Here is a 16,975-nt window from a genome sequence, read left to right as displayed (position 1 = left end):
CCCAACAACCGATCCCCAATCCCTATATTCTTGCTTGACAAGCCTGCTTATGTTTTGTATAGTGTTCATCGAAGCGTTTCGACTATACGTTTCGATTACATGCTTCGATAAGCGCTACATGCGAGAACGGGGGGCATTGTGCCAACGATGGTCGATGTCGCAAAACGAGCCGGAGTTGCCCTCAGCACCGTCTCATACGCACTCAATGGAACGAGACCGATCTCAGAAGAAACCCGCCAGCGAATCTACGCCGCGATGGAGGAGCTTGGCTACAAGCCCCATGCCTTAGCTCGCGGTTTGGCCAGCAAACGCAGCAAAATTATCGCCTTGCTTTTTCCAACCCCTGAACGTGGCTTGGGCTTAACTGAGCTTGAGTTTGTAACCAGCGCCGCCGAAGCAGCTCGCAACAACGGCTACCACTTGGTGTTGTGGTCGTTGCCCACCGATTCCAGCGAACTACGCCAACTGCTGCAACAAGGCCTTGTCGATGGCGTGTTGGTGATGGAAGTGCATCTTAACGATCCACGGATTGAATTACTCCGCGAACTCGAATTTCCCTTCAGCATGATTGGCCGCAGCGCCGATAGCAGCGGCATGAGCTATGTTGATATTGATTTTGAGCGTACAACCCAGCTCGCGGTACATTACCTGGCTGAGCTTGGTCATCGCCAAATTGGGTTTATCAATCATTCGCAAGAAGCGTTTGCTGCTGGCTATGGCCCAACGGTGCGGGTTGCCCAACACTTCGACGAGGCAATCGCAACGGCTCAATTGCAGGGCGTGAGCACCTTTTGCCACGATTCAGTCAGCGCTGGTTACGAGATGTTCAATCAATTATTAACTGAACATCCAAGCTTGAGCGCGCTGATTGTGATGAACGAACGCGCTATGTCGGGCATTATTCAAGCGGTCAGCGAACGTGGCTGGAGTATTCCCGACGATATTTCGCTGATATCCTTGGTTTCTTCGGCGCGAGTGGCCGAAATGACCCTGCCAACCCTAACAACTTTAGAACCACCAATAGCTGAGCTTGGCGCATTAGGCGTTGATTTACTGATTCAACAGCTCGAAGCCCACGATCGCGAGTTGCCCCAAGCCCTCTTGCCATGTCAATTAGTTGTGCGCGGCAGTACTGGTCAAGTACGACGCACAGAACGATAGTTCACCATCGCTCGCTCGTCGGCTGAAAATTAACAATGGCTATGGTAACGATCCCAAGGAGGACACAGATGTCCACATCGAAGTCAACGTTCCGACTCTCATTTATGCTGCTTTTGGTGTTACTCACCAGCATTTTGGCAGCCTGCGGCTCGGATAGCGCCACCACCGCCCCTAGCGGCAGCACCACCACTAGCAACGAGCCACGCACAATCAAGCTTTGGCACTACGAAGGCGCGAACAGCGCCATGGGCATTGCGTGGGCCGAATCGATCAAACAATTCCAAGCAGCACACCCAGGCGTAACGATTCAGTTTGAAGAAAAAGGCTTCGAGCAAATTCGCCAAACCGCTGGTATGGTGCTCAACTCCAACGAAACTCCCGATATTTTGGAATATAACAAAGGCAATGCAACCGCTGGCTTGCTTTCAACCCAAGGCTTGCTGACCGATCTCTCAGCTGTTGCAACCCAACGTGGCTGGGATACATTGCTCAGCTCCAGCTTGCAAACCACCGCGCGCTACGACGATAAAGGCGTAATGGGTTCTGGCAAATGGTTTGGCGTGCCCAACTATGCAGAATATGTGATGGTCTATTACAACAAAGACATGTTTGCCAAAGCTAATTTGCAAGTGCCAACCACCTTCGCCGAATTCGAAGCTGTGATGGATGCCTTTGTCCAGCAAGGCATCACGCCGCTCTCCGTTGGCGGCGCTGAATATCCTGCCCAACAGATTTTCTATGAATTGGTGTTGAGCAAAGCCAACCGCGAATTCGTCAACGCCTTCCAACTCTATCAAGGCGATGTCGATTTCCGTGGCCCAGAATTTACCTATGGCGCTGAAAAAATGGCCGAATGGGTCAGCAAAGGCTATATCAGCAAAGATGCAACTGGCATCAAGGCCGAAGATATGGGCGTGGCCTTCACCAATGGTACGTTCCCAATCATGATTTCTGGCAGCTGGTGGTATGGTCGCTTCAGCGACGAAATCAAGGGCTTTGAATGGGGCACCTTCTTGTTCCCAGGCAATAAATTGCACCCTGGATCAAGCGGCAACATCTGGGCCGTGCCAACTAATGCCCAAAACAAAGAACTGGTCTACGATTTCATCGACATCACCATGAGCCAAGACATCCAGACCTTGTTGGGCAACTCTGGTGGCGTGCCAGTCAACGCTGACGTCAGCAAAATCACCAACGAAAAGAATAAAGAATTAATCCAAAACTTCGATGCAATTTCCAAAGCAGACGGTTTGGCCTTCTACCCCGACTGGCCAGCCCCAGGCTACTACGATGTGTTGGTTGCTAACGTGCAAGAGTTGATTGATGGCACTAAAACCCCAAGCGAAATGCTTGATGCCATTGCAATCCCATACCAAGAACATCGCGCAACCTTAGGCAAGTAGGGAGTAGGGGCCAGTGGTTAGGGGCTAGGGGTCAGGAAATTAAGATTTAGCCTCATTTCTTGACCCTCAGCTCTGCTAACGAGGTATCTAATGGGTTTGTGGCTAGAATTTAGGGCAAAGGATAGCAATCCCGACCCCGACCCCTAGCCCCCGATCCCTCATCAACATTCTAGCTACCAATCGAAAGGTTACGGCAATGCTGCTTAAACGTTCAACAAACAGGGGCTACTGGTGGTTTTTGCTGCCCGGCTTGATACTGTTTGTGCTGGTTATCGCCATTCCCTTCTTGATGAATATTGGCACAAGTTTCACCCATTGGCAGGGTGTTGGCACACCAAAATGGGCTGGGCTGGATAACTATGCCCGCTTGTTCCGTGATAGCACGTTTTGGGCATCATTCCGTAACAATTTGGCGATGTTGGTGGCCATGACGATTGTGCCAACCTTGCTGGGCTTGCTGCTCGCGGCGGTGCTCTACGATTACATTGGCAATAAATTTGGCTCTGGTACGGCCAGCTTTTTTCGCGCTGCCTTTTATCTGCCCCAAATTTTGCCAGTGGCAATTGCTGGCGTGGTTTGGGCTTGGATTCTGCACCCAAATTATGGGGCCTTGAATGGCTTTCTCGAAGCACTGGGCCTCGATAATTTAACTCGCAACTGGCTGGGCAATCGCCAAACTGCCTTGCCCAGCGTGATGGTGATTATGGTTTGGTTCCAGCTGGGCTATCCACTGGTGATTTTTATGGCTGGCTTGCAGCGCATCGACCCCGAAATTTACGAGGCAGCAGTGCTTGATGGCGCAGATTGGTTTGATCGTTTTCGCTATATCACGGTGCACTTAATTCGGCCTGAGATTTTTGTGGTGCTACTGACCACAACGATTGCCTCGCTCAAAGTTTTTGGCCAAATTTATGTGCTAACTCGCGGCGGACCTGGTAGCTCTACCTTGGTTCCTTCCTACTTTGCCTACCAAAACTTCTTTGAGAAAGCCAATATTGGTTATGGCTCAGCAATTTCCACCGTCATGACCATGATTATCATTGGCTTGACGATTTTCTTTATTCGGCGCCAATCAGCCGAGGAGCTTTAAGATGACCAGCCTTCCATTGAAATCAAGCTACAAAAAACCACACAAGGCTGGCATTGGGCGCTTCTTTGTGCTGGCTGCGCTATTGATCGTGCTGCTCGTTGTGCTATTGCCATTTGCAATCGTTATTATCAATGCCTTCAAAACACCAGAGGATTATGCAACCTACGGGCCATTAAGCTGGCCAACCGAATGGTCGATTGCTGGCATCGTGGAGTTTTGGCAGCGGGTCGATTATAGCCAGAAGTTGCTGAATAGCCTGTTGATTAGTGCTAGCGTAGCGGTGATCGGCGTGCTGTTATCGCTCCTCAACGCCTTTGCCTTGGGTATTGGGCGGATCAAAGGTCGGATTTGGCTGTTGATTCTGTTTATGGTTGCCAACACCCTGCCCCAAGAATCACTGGTCTATCCGTTGTACTACCTTTCCAAAGAATTCGACCTTTACAACACTCGCTTTGTGGTGATCTTGATTTTCTCGGTGATTCAGAGCGCCTTTGGCACCTATTTGCTTTCGTCGGTATTCAGCACCTTTCCCAAGGAAATGCTGGAAGCGGCGATGTTGGATGGCTGCAATAAACTCCAACTCTTGTTTAAGATCATTGTTCCTGTCAGCCGCCCAACGCTTGCGGTGCTCTTCACCTTCTTTTTCATCTGGACATGGAATGAATTTTTCTTGCCCTTGATTTTGTTGATTAGCAACGATCGCCAAACCGTACCGATTGCGGTAGGCGTGCTGCAAGGCCAACGTAACATGGAAGCCACCTTATCCAGCGCTTCGGCGTTGTTAGGGATTCTGCCCTGCTTTATCTTCTTCCTGATCTTCCAACGCACCCTGACCAAAGGCATCGCCGCAGGTAGTGTGAAGTAGGATCGAGGGATCAGCGATCAGTGATTAGGGGTCAGAGTATAAAGCTTAGGGATATTAACGCAGCGGCGCAGATAAATAATGGCTATAGGCTTTGGGCTATCGGAGAATCAATCGGTATCGATAGATAGTGCCAGCCAAGATTGAGCCCTATAGCCAATAGCCACAAGCCTATAGCCTTAACTAAGGATTTAACAATGAAATTTACTGATGGATATTGGATGATGCGTGAGGGGGTTAATGCCCTGTTCGCATCACAAGCCTACGATGGCCACATTAACGATACAAGTCTGACGGTGTACGCTCCAGGCAAGCGGATCAACCATCGTGGCGATACCTTGAACTTGGGGACGATTACCGCCCGTTTTTCCTCGCCAATGCCCGATGTGATTCGGGTCAAGCTCACCCACTTCGAAGGCCAACGCCCATTAAGCCCCAACTTCGCGATTGCCGAAGCGGCCAATGAGAGCGTCAGCACCAGCGAAGATGAGCAAGAATTTCGCTTGACCAGCGGCAAATTGAGTGTGCAAATCCCCAAAACTGGCGATTGGAGCATCAATTTTTGGGCCGAAAATCGCCGTGTAACCAGCAGTGGCCGCAAAGGTGTTGGCTACATTAGCTTGGCTGGCGAAGGCGAATTTATGCACGAGCAACTATCGCTCGGCGTTGGCGAACAAGTGTATGGCTTGGGCGAACGCTTCACCGCCTTCGTCAAAAACGGCCAATCGGTCGATGTTTGGAACCAAGATGGCGGCACTGGCAGCGAGCAAGCCTACAAAAATGTGCCCTTCTATCTGACCAATCGCGGCTATGGCGTGTTCGTCAATCAGCCAGAAAACGTCGCCTTTGAAATTGCCTCGGAAAAAGTTTCGCGGGTGCAATTCAGCGTTCAAGGCCAAAGCCTCGAATATTTTGTGATCTATGGCCCAACGCCCAAGGAAATTCTCGAAAAATTCACCGCTTTGACTGGCCGCCCAGCCTTGCCGCCAGCATGGTCGTTTGGCTTGTGGCTCACAACCTCGTTTACCACCTCGTATGATGAAGCAACTGTGACCAGCTTTATCCAAGGCATGGCCGACCGCGATTTGCCCTTGCACGTCTTTCACTTCGATTGTTTCTGGATGCGCGAATTCCACTGGTGCGATCTCGAATGGGATTCACGCACCTTCCCCGACCCTGAAGCCATGCTCAAACGGCTCAAAGATCGTGGCCTGAAAATTTGTGTCTGGATTAACCCATACATTGCCCAGCGTTCGGCGCTGTTCCGTGAAGGCATGGAGCATGGCTACTTGGTGAAAAAGCCCAATGGCGATGTTTGGCAATCGGATATGTGGCAATCGGGCATGGGCTTGGTCGATTTCACCAATCCTGATGCATGTGCTTGGTATGCGGCCAAACTCAAAGGCCTGCTCGATATGGGTGTTGATTGTTTCAAAACCGACTTTGGCGAGCGCATTCCAACCGATGTAGCCTACTTCGATGGCTCCGACCCACAGCGCATGCACAACTACTACACTCATCTTTACAACAAAGTCGTGTTTGATTTGTTGCAAACCGAACGTGGCCTGAACGATGCTGTGTTGTTTGCGCGTTCGGCAACTGCTGGTGGCCAACAATTCCCTGTCCACTGGGGCGGCGATTGCGAATCGACCTTCGAATCGATGGCTGAAAGTTTACGCGGCGGTTTATCATTAGGGCTTTCGGGTTTTGGCTTCTGGAGCCACGATATTGGCGGCTTCGAGGGCATGCCACCAGTTGAGATTTACAAACGCTGGATCGCCTTCGGCATGCTTTCATCACACAGCCGCTTGCATGGCAACCATACCTATCGTGTACCATGGATCTACGATGAAGAAGCTGTTGATGTGTTGCGCTACTTCACCAAGCTTAAATCGCGCTTGATGCCCTATCTCTACGGGGCTGCTGTGACCGCTTCCACAAGTGGGATTCCGGTGATGCGGGCAATGTTGCTGGAATTCCCGAACGATCCGACCTGCGATTATCTCGATCGCCAATATATGCTTGGTGATTCGTTGTTGGTTGCGCCAGTCTTTGCCTATGACAACACCGTGAGTTATTATGTGCCTGCTGGCCGCTGGACCCAAATCACCACTGGCGCGGTTATCGAAGGCCCACGTTGGGTTACTGAAACTCACGATATGTTGAGCTTGCCAATCCTGGCCCGCCCCAACAGCTTGATCGCAATCGGCAATAATAGCGAACGGCCAGATTACGATTATACCAACGGCGTCAGCTTGAACCTGTATGAATTGGGCGATGGCCAAGCAGCCTATACCATGGTTCCATCAATCAATGGCGATATTACTGCCTCGTGGAGTGCGCGCCGCGATGGTGATACAATCAGCATCGTGCAAGAAGGTCAAGCCAGCGATTGGCACATTGTATTGGTTGGCATCCAACAGGTCGCAAGCGCAGATGAAGCCTTAGTCGAACAACACCCACTTGGAGTCCAACTCACGGCTCTTGGTCAGGCAACCAAGCTGGTCGTGAAGTTGAAAAGTTAGGGATCGGTTGTTGGGGATTAGGGGATCGGGAAGCAAGAACAGAAAACAGAGGAGCTTGGTTATTGAGAATTGTAAAGGGTTTAGGCGCTAGATTTGAAGGATGAAATAACGTTGTGATCAGTTGTCCAACGTTGGAAAAAGATTTTTTAGCGTTCTTCGCGCCCTTCGTGGTTTCATCCTTCGTGAATCAAGAAAAGGAATTGAATCATGACCCAGCATAAGTTTAGCTTCGGATTATGGACAGTCGGCAATGTCGGGCGCGATCCATTTGGCGAGCCAGTGCGCAAAACCCTCTCACCAGTTGAGATTGTGCATCTCTTGGCCGAAGTTGGAGCGTGGGGTGTTAATTTTCACGATAACGATTTAGTGCCAATTGATGCTAGCGCCAGCCAAAAAGCCCAAATTGTGACCGATTTCAAGCAAGCGCTCAAAGATACTGGCTTGGTCGTGCCAATGGCAACCACCAATTTGTTCGGCGACCCAGCCTTCAAAGATGGCGCGTTTACCAGCAACGATCCGGCGGTACGGGCCTATGCCTTGCAAAAAACCATGGCCGCAATGGATTTAGGCGCAGAGTTTGGCGCTAAAACCTATGTCTTTTGGGGTGGCCGTGAAGGCAGCGAAACCGATGCCTCGAAAAATTTGCTCGAAGGCTTGAAATGGTTCCGCGAAGCGCTCAACTTCTTGTGCGAATATAGCAACGCCCAAGGCTATGGCTATCGTTTTGCGTTGGAAGCCAAGCCCAACGAACCACGCGGCGACATCTTTTTGCCCACCACTGGAGCCATGTTGGGCTTTATTCAGACCCTCGATCAACCAGAGATGGTTGGGGTGAACCCAGAAGTTGCCCACGAAACCATGGCAGGTTTGAACTTCACCCATGCCGTGGCGCAGGCGATTGATGCAGGCAAACTGTTCCATATCGACCTGAACGATCAAAATAGCGGGCGCTACGACCAAGATTATCGTTTTGGCGCGCAAAACTACAAACAAAGCTTTTTCTTGGTCAAATTGCTGCAAGACGCTGGCTATGACGGCCCATTGCACTTCGATGCTCATGCTTACCGCAGCGAAGATCTGGAAGGGGTTAAAGATTTTGCTCGTGGCTGTATGCGCACCTACGAAATCTTGGCCGAAAAAGTTAAGCGCTTCAACGCCGATGCCGAAATTCAAGCGCTTTTGGCTCAAATCAATGCGCCAAATGCTGAGGTTGAGCCATTCCGTGGTGCCTATACGCCAGAACGAGCCGCCGCGCTCAAAGCCTATCAATTCGATCGTCAAGCGCTTGGCGCCCGTGGCCTCGGCTACGAAAAGCTCGATCAACTGACCTTCGAACTGTTGATGGGAGCCAGATAGAAGGATGAATTATGAGGTATGAGGGATGAAATACCAAATCAGAAGGCAAAAGTCAAAAGTCAGAAGGCAAAATAGCTACCAATAATCGTTCTTTGTGTTCTTCGTGGTTTCAAATTTTTGATCCACGAAGAACACGAAGAGCACGAAGAGCACGAAAGCCGCTTGAGTCTAAATATTTGCATTTTCCTGAATGCCACACCCTTCATCCCTCATAATTCATAATTCATCCTTATCAATACCTCTGCGTTAAAAGAAAATTCCCGATCCCCATCACCCAACAACCGATCCCCAAGCCCTATGTTCTATGCTCTTTGTTCTATGTTCTCATGACTCACGCGCAAATTGCCAAGATATGCTATGCTAGAGCTACATGTTGCTTGCAATGGGGCAAGCGACGAGCTATACAGCACACACGAGGTAGAACAAGCCATGATTGATTGGACCGAAAATTACGGTTTTTTGCTTAACGAACAGCACGATATGCTGCGTAAAACTGTGCGCGATTTTGCTGAAAAAGAAGTCGCCCCCTATATTCGCGAATGGGATCGCAAGGGCGCTGGTGACCATGCCGGAACCGCCGAGCACATGGTGCCAATTATCAAACGAATGGGCGAACTCGGTTTTCTCGGCGTGTGTTTACCCCAAAAATATGGCGGCGCAGGCTTCGACTATTTGGGCCTTGCAGTCGTTTGTGAAGAGCTAGAGCGGGTCGATACCTCGCTGCGGGTGATTCTCAGCGTGCATACTGGCCTTAACTCATTGGCAGTCTTCCAATGGGGCACTGAAGAACAAAAGCAAAAATATCTGGTTCCCCAAGCTACTGGCGCAAAAATTGCTGCCTATTGTCTGACCGAGCCAAACGCTGGCACCGACGTTGCAGGTATGCAATCGACGGCAGTGCTTGAAGGCGATCACTATATTCTCAATGGCGAAAAAACCTGGATTAGCCTCTCGGATTTGGCCGACCACTATTTGGTGGTTGCTTACACCGACAAAGCCAAAAAACAACGCGGCATGACGGCATTTATTGTCGAACGCAGTTTTGAAGGCGTTTCAAGTGTGCCAATTCATGGCAAGTTGGGCGTGCGCGCTGGCAACACTGGTAGCGTCATTTTTGAAAATGTGCGCGTGCCTGTCGCCAACCGCTTGGGCGAAGAAGGCGAAGGCTTTAAAATTGCCATGACCGCCTTGGATAACGGGCGCTACACCGTGGCAACTGGCGCAACTGGCTTGATCCAAGCTGCCTTAGAAGCTTCGGTTAAATATGCCAAAGAGCGCGAAACCTTCGGGGTCCAAATTGGCCAACACCAGTTGGTTAAACGTATGATCAGCCATATGGTGCTGAAACTAGAAACCGCGCGCTTGCTGTGCTATCGCGCTGGCTGGCTCAAAAACCAAGGCATTCGCAACACCCGCGAAACCACCTTGGCCAAATGGCATGCCACGGTCGAAAGTTTCAACTGTGCCAACGATGCAATTCAAATTCACGGTGCTTATGGCTTTAGCGATGAGTATCCAGTTGAACGCTACTTGCGCAACAGTCGCGGCGCGGTGATCTACGAAGGAACCCGCGAGCTTCAAGAGTTGTTGCAAGCAGATTTTGCGCTCTCAGAGCGCGAAAACAAGCCCTTACGCTGTGAGTTGCCAGCCTACGACGAAGAGGCTTGGAACGCTTAAACAGCGCTAGCCATCGGAGCGGAAACCACCGCGAACAAGGTTTTTAGGGCTTTGTTCGCGGTGGTTGTGTTTAAGGAGGAAGTATGTCGCGTTGGCTTATTGTGGTTGCGCTGATCTTTTCGAGCCTTTCGATTTCATTTGTTCGCCAAGTTCAGCCTGATGTTGCCCCCACTGCCGTCCCTGCTGGATTTACCCAAAGCGTCGTTGTTCCCGCTAATAGCCTTGATGCCCCAACCGCCTTTACCTGGTTGCCATCAGGCGAGATGTTGATTACGCAACAAAATGGTCAATTATTAGCTTGGAACGGCACCAGCACGCGCACGGTGCTGAGCCTTGGCTCGCGGGTTTGCTACGATTTCGAGCGCGGTTTGTTGGGCATCGCGGTTGACCCGCAATTTACCAGCGGACGACCGTATGTTTATATCTATTATACCTTCAACAAATTTAACCAAACTCCCAATAGTTGCCCTCAACAGAGCGAAACGGTCAATCCAGTTAATCGGGTTTCGCGCTTTACCTGGAGCAATAACGCCCTCGATTTAAGCTCAGAATCGGTTTTGCTCGATAACATCACGTCGTACAATGGCAATCACAATGCTGGCGATCTTGGCTTTGGCAAAGATGGCAAGTTGTTTGTGAGCGTTGGCGATGGCGGCTGCGATTATCTCGATAGCGGCTGTGGTGGGGCCAACGATGCCTCGCGCGAACGCCATACCTTGCTGGGCAAAATTTTGCGCATCAATGCCGATGGCACGATTCCCAGCGATAATCCATTTACTGGCACTGGCACTGCTCGCTGTAATACCGGCGCTGCTGCCAGCGGCACAATTTGCCAAGAAACGTGGGCTTGGGGCTTTCGCAATCCTTACCGTATGACCTTCGATCCCAATGCGACTGGCGTGCGCTTGTTTGTCAACGATGTTGGCCAAAATATCCGTGAAGAAATTGACGAAGTTGTTGCTGGTAAGGATTATGGCTGGAATTGTCGTGAAGGCACGCGGGTCAATAATTCAACGGGGCCATGTTCGCCAACACCTGCCAATATGGTCGACCCAATTTATGAATATAGCCATGGCAATGCAGGTGCGCCATTTACCAACTGTAATTCGATTACTGGCGGCGCGTTTGTGCCTGCCAATACCTTCCCGAGTAATTACAGCGGCTATATGTTTGGCGATTATGTCTGTGGCAAAATCTTTATGATTTCAGCCCAAGCGCCGTATAGCTCAGTCCTGACCTTCTCGGATAACCCTGGGTCGGTGACGCATATGGCGTTTGGCCCCAACGGTGCACAGCAAGCCTTATATTATGCAACCTACGCCAATGGTGGCGAAATTCGCCGCATTAGCTACAATGGCGCAGCTGGCTTAAACTCAGCCTTTACGGCGAATCCTAGTTTTGGCGCCGCCCCATTAGCTGTAACTTTTAGCGCAACCACACCAAGCAGCGGTGCGACCTACTTCTGGAATTTTGGCAATGGCACGACTCGTCAAACCAGCACTGCCAGCACATCCTACACCTACACCAGCAATGGTACTTACACCGCGACCTTGTATTTACGTGGCAGCAATGGCGATATATCGAGCGTCAGCCAAGCGGTGGTACGCATTGGCGCAACTGCACCAGTTGCCAGTATCACTGAACCAAGCCCAAGCGCACTCTTCGCAGTTGGCCAAAGCATTCAGGTGCGCGGCCAAGCGAGCGATGCAGAACAAGGCACGTTACCAGCCAGCGCCTTATCGTGGAAAGTGATTTTGCATCACGATACCCACACCCACCCTTATTTGACCCAACCAACGACCAATAGTTTTAGCTTTACTGCGCCAGCGCCAGAAGATTTGCTGGCTGCGAGCAACAGCTACTTGGAGCTAGAGCTAACTGCGACCGATAATAGCGGCTTGAACCATGTCGTTACCCAAACGCTCCAACCACGCAAAGTTAATATAACCTTGGCTTCAACCCCGAATGCTAATGCCAACTTCGTGGTCAACAACGATCCAATCGAGGCCGATGAGCCGTTTGTTTCATGGCAGGGCTATGTCTTACGGGTAACTGCGCCAGTCTATATTGATAATAATCGTTGGTGGCGCTTTGTACGCTGGAGCGATAACAACACCAGCAATCCCCGCAACGTTACAACGCCTGCCAGCGCTACAACCTACACCGCAGTCTACGAGGAATTTACGCCAGAACAGGTTTACTTGCCAGTTGTGCGCAAGTAGCCCTGATCTTATTTGTTTTGCGATAACGATGTGCTGGGGATTGAGGGCATGGTAACCGCGAAGAACGCGAAGTACACAAAGGGGATTTGGCAAACAGCGAACAATCCACAGAATACATATTTGGGGGTGCAGGGGCTGAAAACCCCTGCGTTTCCCTCCCGCGGATCGATGGTAAATCTAGCCCTTCGATTGAACAAGTCATCCCTAAAGAATGCCGAATGGATGCAATAAAGCATTTATAAACGCCCTTTGATCGACCTGATCAAGGGGCGTTTGCATCGCTGCACCAAAAGGTGTAGAGCTTGGCAATTGAGCTATCATCAGCCTGCTTAGGGCTACATACCCAAGATACACCTTTTGCGGGCTGCCGATTATGGCCTGAGCCAACTATAGTGTGGCTAGTTTCAACCACAGGAGCTAGCAATGCACGATCAATCATCATCACCTTGGCTCGGTCGCTTTCTCAGTATTTGGCTGGGTCAAGTTTGTTCATTAATTGGCAGTCAATTGGTTCAATTCGCGATTATTTGGAATTTGACTCTGCGCACTGGTTCAGCCACAACCTTAGCATTTGCCTCGTTAATGGCTATGTTGCCAGCGGTTTTGCTCTCGCCATTTATTGGCACCTGGGTCGACCGCATGAATCGCCAAGTCATTATGTTGGTGGCTGATGCCTGCTCGATGTTGGTGACGATTGGTTTGGCAGTGCTCATCTGGCAAGGCTCGGATGCAATTTGGCAGATTTATCTTGCCTTATTGCTGCGCTCGGTTTGTGAGCGTTTCCATGCCACGGCGATGGGCGCTTCAACGGTGCTGTTGGTGCCAAAAACCCATTTAGCGCGGGTTCAAGGCCTAAACCAAGCCTTACATGGCGGCATGAATATTGTCGCTGCGCCGTTAGGGGCATGGCTGGTTGCCACATTTCCCTTGCAAGCGGTCTTATCAATTGATGTCATTACGGCGTTATTAGCTATTTTGCCCTTGCTGTTTGTACGCATTCCTCAGCCCCAACGCGATGCCAACCGCAGCGTTACCTTTTGGCAAGATATGCGCGAGGGTTTCGCCTATGTAATTGGCTGGCGTGGCTTGTTGATTAGCTTGATCATGGTCAGTGTGATCAATTTGGTTATCACGCCTGTTGGTTCGTTGTTGCCTCTTTTGGTGACCAAAATTTTTGGTGGTGGAGCCAGCGAGCTGGGCTGGATGGAAGCAGCACTCTCGATTGGCATTATTCTGGGCGGGGTTTTGCTCAGCGTTTGGGGCGGATTCAAGCGCCGCATCGTCACCGCGTTGTTTGGCCTCGTGCTGCTTGGGGCGTTTACGCTGTTCTTGGGGATCATGCCAAGTTCGTTAATTTGGGGAGCAATTGTGATGAACGGCTTGGTTGGCCTGAGTTTACCAATTGTCAATGGCTCGTTTGGCGCGATGATCCAAGGTGTGATTGCCCCCGAATTGCAAGGCCGCGTTTTCTCGTTAGTTGCTAGCTTTGCCACTGCCATGGCTCCAGTTGGTTTATTGCTTGCTGGGCCAATCGCCGATGCTTTTGGGCTGCGGATTTGGTACATTCTTGGCGGCGTTGTCACTCTTGCAATGGGTTTCTTGGGCTTTGGGCTGCGCTCAGTAATGACCATGGAAAGCCATCAAACCCAAGCATCTGCGCCAATTATCAATGAGCCAAGCCTCAGTCAAACCCCAGCCGAAGCGTTGTAATACTGAGGGATCGGGGGTTGGGGATCGGGGATCAGAAGGATGTGAAACGGCAACCACGAAGCGCACGAAGAAGAGCTAAGATTAGGTTAACCGAAAGTACGAAGAGTAAGAAGTGTGGGGTATAGAATCACAGCAACAGTCCATTAAGTAAATATTTGGGGGTGCAGGGGGCTGAAAACCCCCTGCGTCTCCCGCCTGGAGGCGGGACGGAAGGGTGGTGATCAAACATGCTGATTTACAACCTACCCTTGAAATGATTGGTGATCGGGAATCGGAACCGTGAATGTGGGTGTTTGGGGGATTGAGAACTCATATCAACAATCCAGTACATAAACATTTGGGAGATGCAGAAGGCTAAAAACTCTCTGCATCTTCTGCTGGCGGGACGGAAGGATAGAAAAAATTATTTGATCGGCTGTAAATTCTTATCCCGCAAGCCAACCAACGCCATCTCGCCAACAGCGTTAACCCGAAATTCAGCATACTTGCCAGCGTTAAAGCGCTCGCCAGTGCCTTCCTCAAAGAAAAACGATTCGCCTGCAATCTGCACATCATAGCCATTCGAGCGATATTTGAGCCGCTGCTGGTTGACAGCCAAGGGTTGCTCACCATATTCAAAATGGCTGAATGTGCCAATGTTTTGCTCATCAAGCGTAATCACCAAAATGCCATGCGATGAATATGCTTGATCATACGAGCGGGGGAATGTTTCGTAGTTCAAACGCATATAGTCGCCTTGCAACAGCGAACGCGGATCAACTGGCGCTAATTCGAGATAAACCACCCGACCTGTATTGATAATTTCTTCGCGTTGCACAACGCTATAATTGACCAAACCGAGACATGCAATCAAGCTAAGAATAATTAATCCAATCCGAATACTCATAACGCTTCCTTTTGATTTAATTTGATGATTAATGCCCGAATTACCAATAATGTTAAGCCACTAGCAAATAAGATGATTGATTTGTAAAGCAACGAAATATTAAGATTGTAATAATACAAGCTCAATGCACTAAGCAATGCCAAGCAGCCAAACCCAAACATCACCCAATAGCCGCGCCAATAGCTGAGTACCAGGATCAGTAAAGCGATAATGATTGCTGGCGTGTTGAAGCCAATAAAGGCAATAAACAATAAGCCAATGCCGATCGACCCAAGTTCAATTGGGTTTAACTGATAGGCAAATTCATTAATAATCATCCAGATGCTGATGCCTAAGCAGATGATCCCCACCAGTGCTGGCAGCATGAAAAAATTGCTGCGTAGCGCGAGATCAGCCCAATCAACATTGGTAAATATGCTTGACGCTCCCATAAACAGCAGGATTCCATAGCCTATGGGTGCGGCACTTGGCCAAAGCTCATCGGCGTGAATTTTTGGTTCGAGCCATAGAAAGCCCGAAAACATGATAATTAAGCAACTCAACAGCAAATAAATATAATTGAAATTTTCGTTCCAACGACTCAGATCGCCAACAATCACATGGATGGCGGCGATAATTGCCAACGTTGCAATCAAGCGTTGAATGAAATCGCGTTGAATTGCAAACAGGACGATTTCGAGCACGATTACGCCAAGCGCCGATCCAATGTATGATCCATCGAGGATCACAACCCAGCCAATAACTGCCAAAATTTGGCCCGCAATGCTAGTTGCAAGCGCAAACTGATGGACAAATGTTGATGAGCTTTTGTTGTGATGCAACCCAGCCGAAACTCCACATAGAATCAGGCCAACAATTAACGCCCCAACTTCATTAATGATGATGCGAGTGATGACCAAAAAGCCAATAAACAGCAAGGCTGCCAACCATGCACCAATGCCGGCAAAAATGCGCATATACCACGGATATTCGCTTGGCGGCTGGGCAGCGGGCACAAAGCCTGGTGGCTCAAGCTCAAGGTCGGCGAATAATTGGCGAATGCTATAGCGTGCTGTGTTCATGCATGGCCTCCTTGCAATTGTTGCCGTTGACGCACCCAAACAATTGAGCCGATTGTTTGACCCAAAATAATCATGCCTAACACCAAGAAACTGATTGCAAAATCATCGGAGAGCCATTCGATCAGCCAGCGATCAACAAAAAACCAGATCGTGCCAAGGCCTGCCAAGGCGAGCAACCCATCAAAATTAATAAAATAGTGATAAGCAGTTATTGCAGCTAGTACGCCAAGCGCCAAAACGTAAAGCAAGATCGCCATAGTACTCACGTCGGTCGCTGAGTAACTGTAGACTTCATCGCCAAAGTAATTGCTGATAAGTATCAGTATCCAAAGCGTCATTAAGCCAAGCACGCGATGAAACCAATTTGTTTGTAGCCAAGCAAGCTTGCGTTGGCGCAAAAATTCAACCACGGCAAAACTTAGCCCATTGAAGCTAAACAGGCTCAATAATTCCTTCGTATGGCTAAAATCACCAGTTTGTTCATAGTAGAGGCTTAGCGTAAGATTCCACAATGCCCACCACAACAGCCACAACGGGGCAAAATTACCAGCAATGGCAAAGCCAGTGATAACCAAGGCCCAATTCAAAAAGAGGGTGTAGGCATCGGCTCCAGTTTGATAAATTTGGCCAAATAGGGCCATGAGTGCGCCAACCAAACAAGCGCTGACGGTCAGCAAAATTTTGCCTTCGATGCGCTCAAGCCCATACCACAAGGCAGCAACCGTACTAAGCAGCAAGCCGCCTTGCACTAAACCAAGTTTGACAAAGCGATGCATCGTTTGCCAATTAAAGGCAAAAAAGAAAAAGACACCGCAGACGGCCAAGCCTGCCCCAAGCACCAACAACATCAGATTCAAAAATTTGACCCAAGCTTGAGCATTCGGGGTAAATCCACTAAGCTGTAAAGCTCGTTGCAGCAGCGAACGATCGATAATGCCCTGATTGACGTAATGTTGGATTGATTCACGGGTAGGGGCTTGATCCAGCGGATCAGGAAGTTCAAGCATACAAGCCTTTCTTTC

The 16,975-nt window shown here is 49.8% G+C and carries 12 protein-coding genes; 9 read left to right on the top strand and 3 right to left on the bottom strand.

The window, feature by feature from the left end:
• The first annotated feature begins 147 nt into the window (after positions 1-147).
• The 9 genes from SE18_RS26605 (at position 148) to SE18_RS26560 (ending at position 14,006) form a co-directional block, all read left to right on the top strand.
• Positions 148-1,161, top strand: a complete 1,014-nt coding sequence (locus SE18_RS26605; RefSeq protein WP_152976783.1) for a LacI family DNA-binding transcriptional regulator — start codon at positions 148-150, stop codon at positions 1,159-1,161.
• A gap of 68 nt (positions 1,162-1,229) precedes the next feature.
• Positions 1,230-2,564 (top strand): extracellular solute-binding protein, encoded by a 1,335-nt coding sequence (locus SE18_RS26600; RefSeq protein WP_054537510.1) that lies wholly within the window; start codon positions 1,230-1,232, stop codon positions 2,562-2,564.
• Between the two features lie 196 nt (positions 2,565-2,760).
• Positions 2,761-3,654, top strand: coding sequence for a carbohydrate ABC transporter permease (locus tag SE18_RS26595; RefSeq protein WP_054537509.1), 894 nt, complete (start codon positions 2,761-2,763; stop codon positions 3,652-3,654).
• Position 3,655: 1 nt separating this feature from the next.
• Entirely contained in the window at positions 3,656-4,519 is an 864-nt protein-coding gene (locus tag SE18_RS26590) for a carbohydrate ABC transporter permease (protein WP_054537508.1), read from the top strand.
• A gap of 194 nt (positions 4,520-4,713) precedes the next feature.
• The gene (gene yicI, locus SE18_RS26585; protein ID WP_054537507.1) at positions 4,714-7,041 is read left to right on the top strand and encodes an alpha-xylosidase; all 2,328 of its coding nucleotides are present in this window, start codon (positions 4,714-4,716) and stop codon (positions 7,039-7,041) included.
• Positions 7,042-7,248: 207 nt separating this feature from the next.
• Positions 7,249-8,397, top strand: coding sequence for a xylose isomerase (gene xylA / locus SE18_RS26580; protein ID WP_054537506.1), 1,149 nt, complete (start codon positions 7,249-7,251; stop codon positions 8,395-8,397).
• Between the two features lie 429 nt (positions 8,398-8,826).
• Entirely contained in the window at positions 8,827-10,074 is a 1,248-nt protein-coding gene (locus SE18_RS26575; protein WP_152976782.1) for an acyl-CoA dehydrogenase family protein, read from the top strand.
• Positions 10,075-10,157: 83 nt separating this feature from the next.
• A complete protein-coding gene (locus SE18_RS26570) occupies positions 10,158-12,296 on the top strand; it encodes a PQQ-dependent sugar dehydrogenase (RefSeq protein ID WP_054537505.1) in 2,139 nt (712 codons plus the stop codon).
• Between the two features lie 423 nt (positions 12,297-12,719).
• The gene (locus tag SE18_RS26560; protein ID WP_054537503.1) at positions 12,720-14,006 is read left to right on the top strand and encodes an MFS transporter; all 1,287 of its coding nucleotides are present in this window, start codon (positions 12,720-12,722) and stop codon (positions 14,004-14,006) included.
• 403 nt (positions 14,007-14,409) lie between these two features.
• Here SE18_RS26560 and SE18_RS26555 read toward each other — a convergent pair whose 3' ends face one another.
• The 3 genes from SE18_RS26555 to SE18_RS26545 are packed head-to-tail and all read right to left on the bottom strand — an operon-like array spanning position 14,410 to position 16,960.
• Positions 14,410-14,892 carry a GDYXXLXY domain-containing protein gene (locus SE18_RS26555; RefSeq protein WP_054537502.1) on the bottom strand — a complete coding sequence of 161 codons (483 nt, stop codon included), beginning with the start codon at positions 14,890-14,892 and terminating at the stop codon, positions 14,410-14,412.
• Positions 14,889-15,953 (bottom strand): DUF4401 domain-containing protein, encoded by a 1,065-nt coding sequence (locus tag SE18_RS26550; RefSeq protein ID WP_054537501.1) that lies wholly within the window; start codon positions 15,951-15,953, stop codon positions 14,889-14,891. The genes SE18_RS26555 and SE18_RS26550 overlap by 4 nt, the downstream gene beginning before the upstream one ends.
• On the bottom strand, positions 15,950-16,960 hold the full coding sequence (locus tag SE18_RS26545) for a DUF2157 domain-containing protein (protein ID WP_054537500.1): 1,011 nt from the start codon (positions 16,958-16,960) through the stop codon (positions 15,950-15,952). Before SE18_RS26545 ends, SE18_RS26550 begins: the two co-directional genes overlap by 4 nt.
• Positions 16,961-16,975 lie beyond the last annotated feature (15 nt).

Origin of the sequence: Herpetosiphon geysericola (assembly GCF_001306135.1) — a bacterium.
Lineage (GTDB): Bacteria > Chloroflexota > Chloroflexia > Chloroflexales > Herpetosiphonaceae > Herpetosiphon > Herpetosiphon geysericola.
This window is presented reverse-complemented; position numbering and strand designations above follow the sequence as displayed.

Excerpts from the sequence above, each read along its gene's own strand:
- SE18_RS26605 (WP_152976783.1), top strand. The coding sequence starts at position 148 with ATGGTCGATGTCGCAAAACGAGCCGGAGTTGCCCTCAGCACCGTCTCA.
- SE18_RS26600 (WP_054537510.1), top strand. The coding sequence starts at position 1,230 with ATGTCCACATCGAAGTCAACGTTCCGACTCTCATTTATGCTGCTTTTG.
- SE18_RS26595 (WP_054537509.1), top strand. The coding sequence starts at position 2,761 with ATGCTGCTTAAACGTTCAACAAACAGGGGCTACTGGTGGTTTTTGCTG.
- SE18_RS26590 (WP_054537508.1), top strand. The coding sequence starts at position 3,656 with ATGACCAGCCTTCCATTGAAATCAAGCTACAAAAAACCACACAAGGCT.
- yicI (WP_054537507.1), top strand. The coding sequence starts at position 4,714 with ATGAAATTTACTGATGGATATTGGATGATGCGTGAGGGGGTTAATGCC.
- xylA (WP_054537506.1), top strand. The coding sequence starts at position 7,249 with ATGACCCAGCATAAGTTTAGCTTCGGATTATGGACAGTCGGCAATGTC.
- SE18_RS26575 (WP_152976782.1), top strand. The coding sequence starts at position 8,827 with ATGATTGATTGGACCGAAAATTACGGTTTTTTGCTTAACGAACAGCAC.
- SE18_RS26570 (WP_054537505.1), top strand. The coding sequence starts at position 10,158 with ATGTCGCGTTGGCTTATTGTGGTTGCGCTGATCTTTTCGAGCCTTTCG.
- SE18_RS26560 (WP_054537503.1), top strand. The coding sequence starts at position 12,720 with ATGCACGATCAATCATCATCACCTTGGCTCGGTCGCTTTCTCAGTATT.
- SE18_RS26555 (WP_054537502.1), bottom strand. The coding sequence starts at position 14,892 with ATGAGTATTCGGATTGGATTAATTATTCTTAGCTTGATTGCATGTCTC.
- SE18_RS26550 (WP_054537501.1), bottom strand. The coding sequence starts at position 15,953 with ATGAACACAGCACGCTATAGCATTCGCCAATTATTCGCCGACCTTGAG.
- SE18_RS26545 (WP_054537500.1), bottom strand. The coding sequence starts at position 16,960 with ATGCTTGAACTTCCTGATCCGCTGGATCAAGCCCCTACCCGTGAATCA.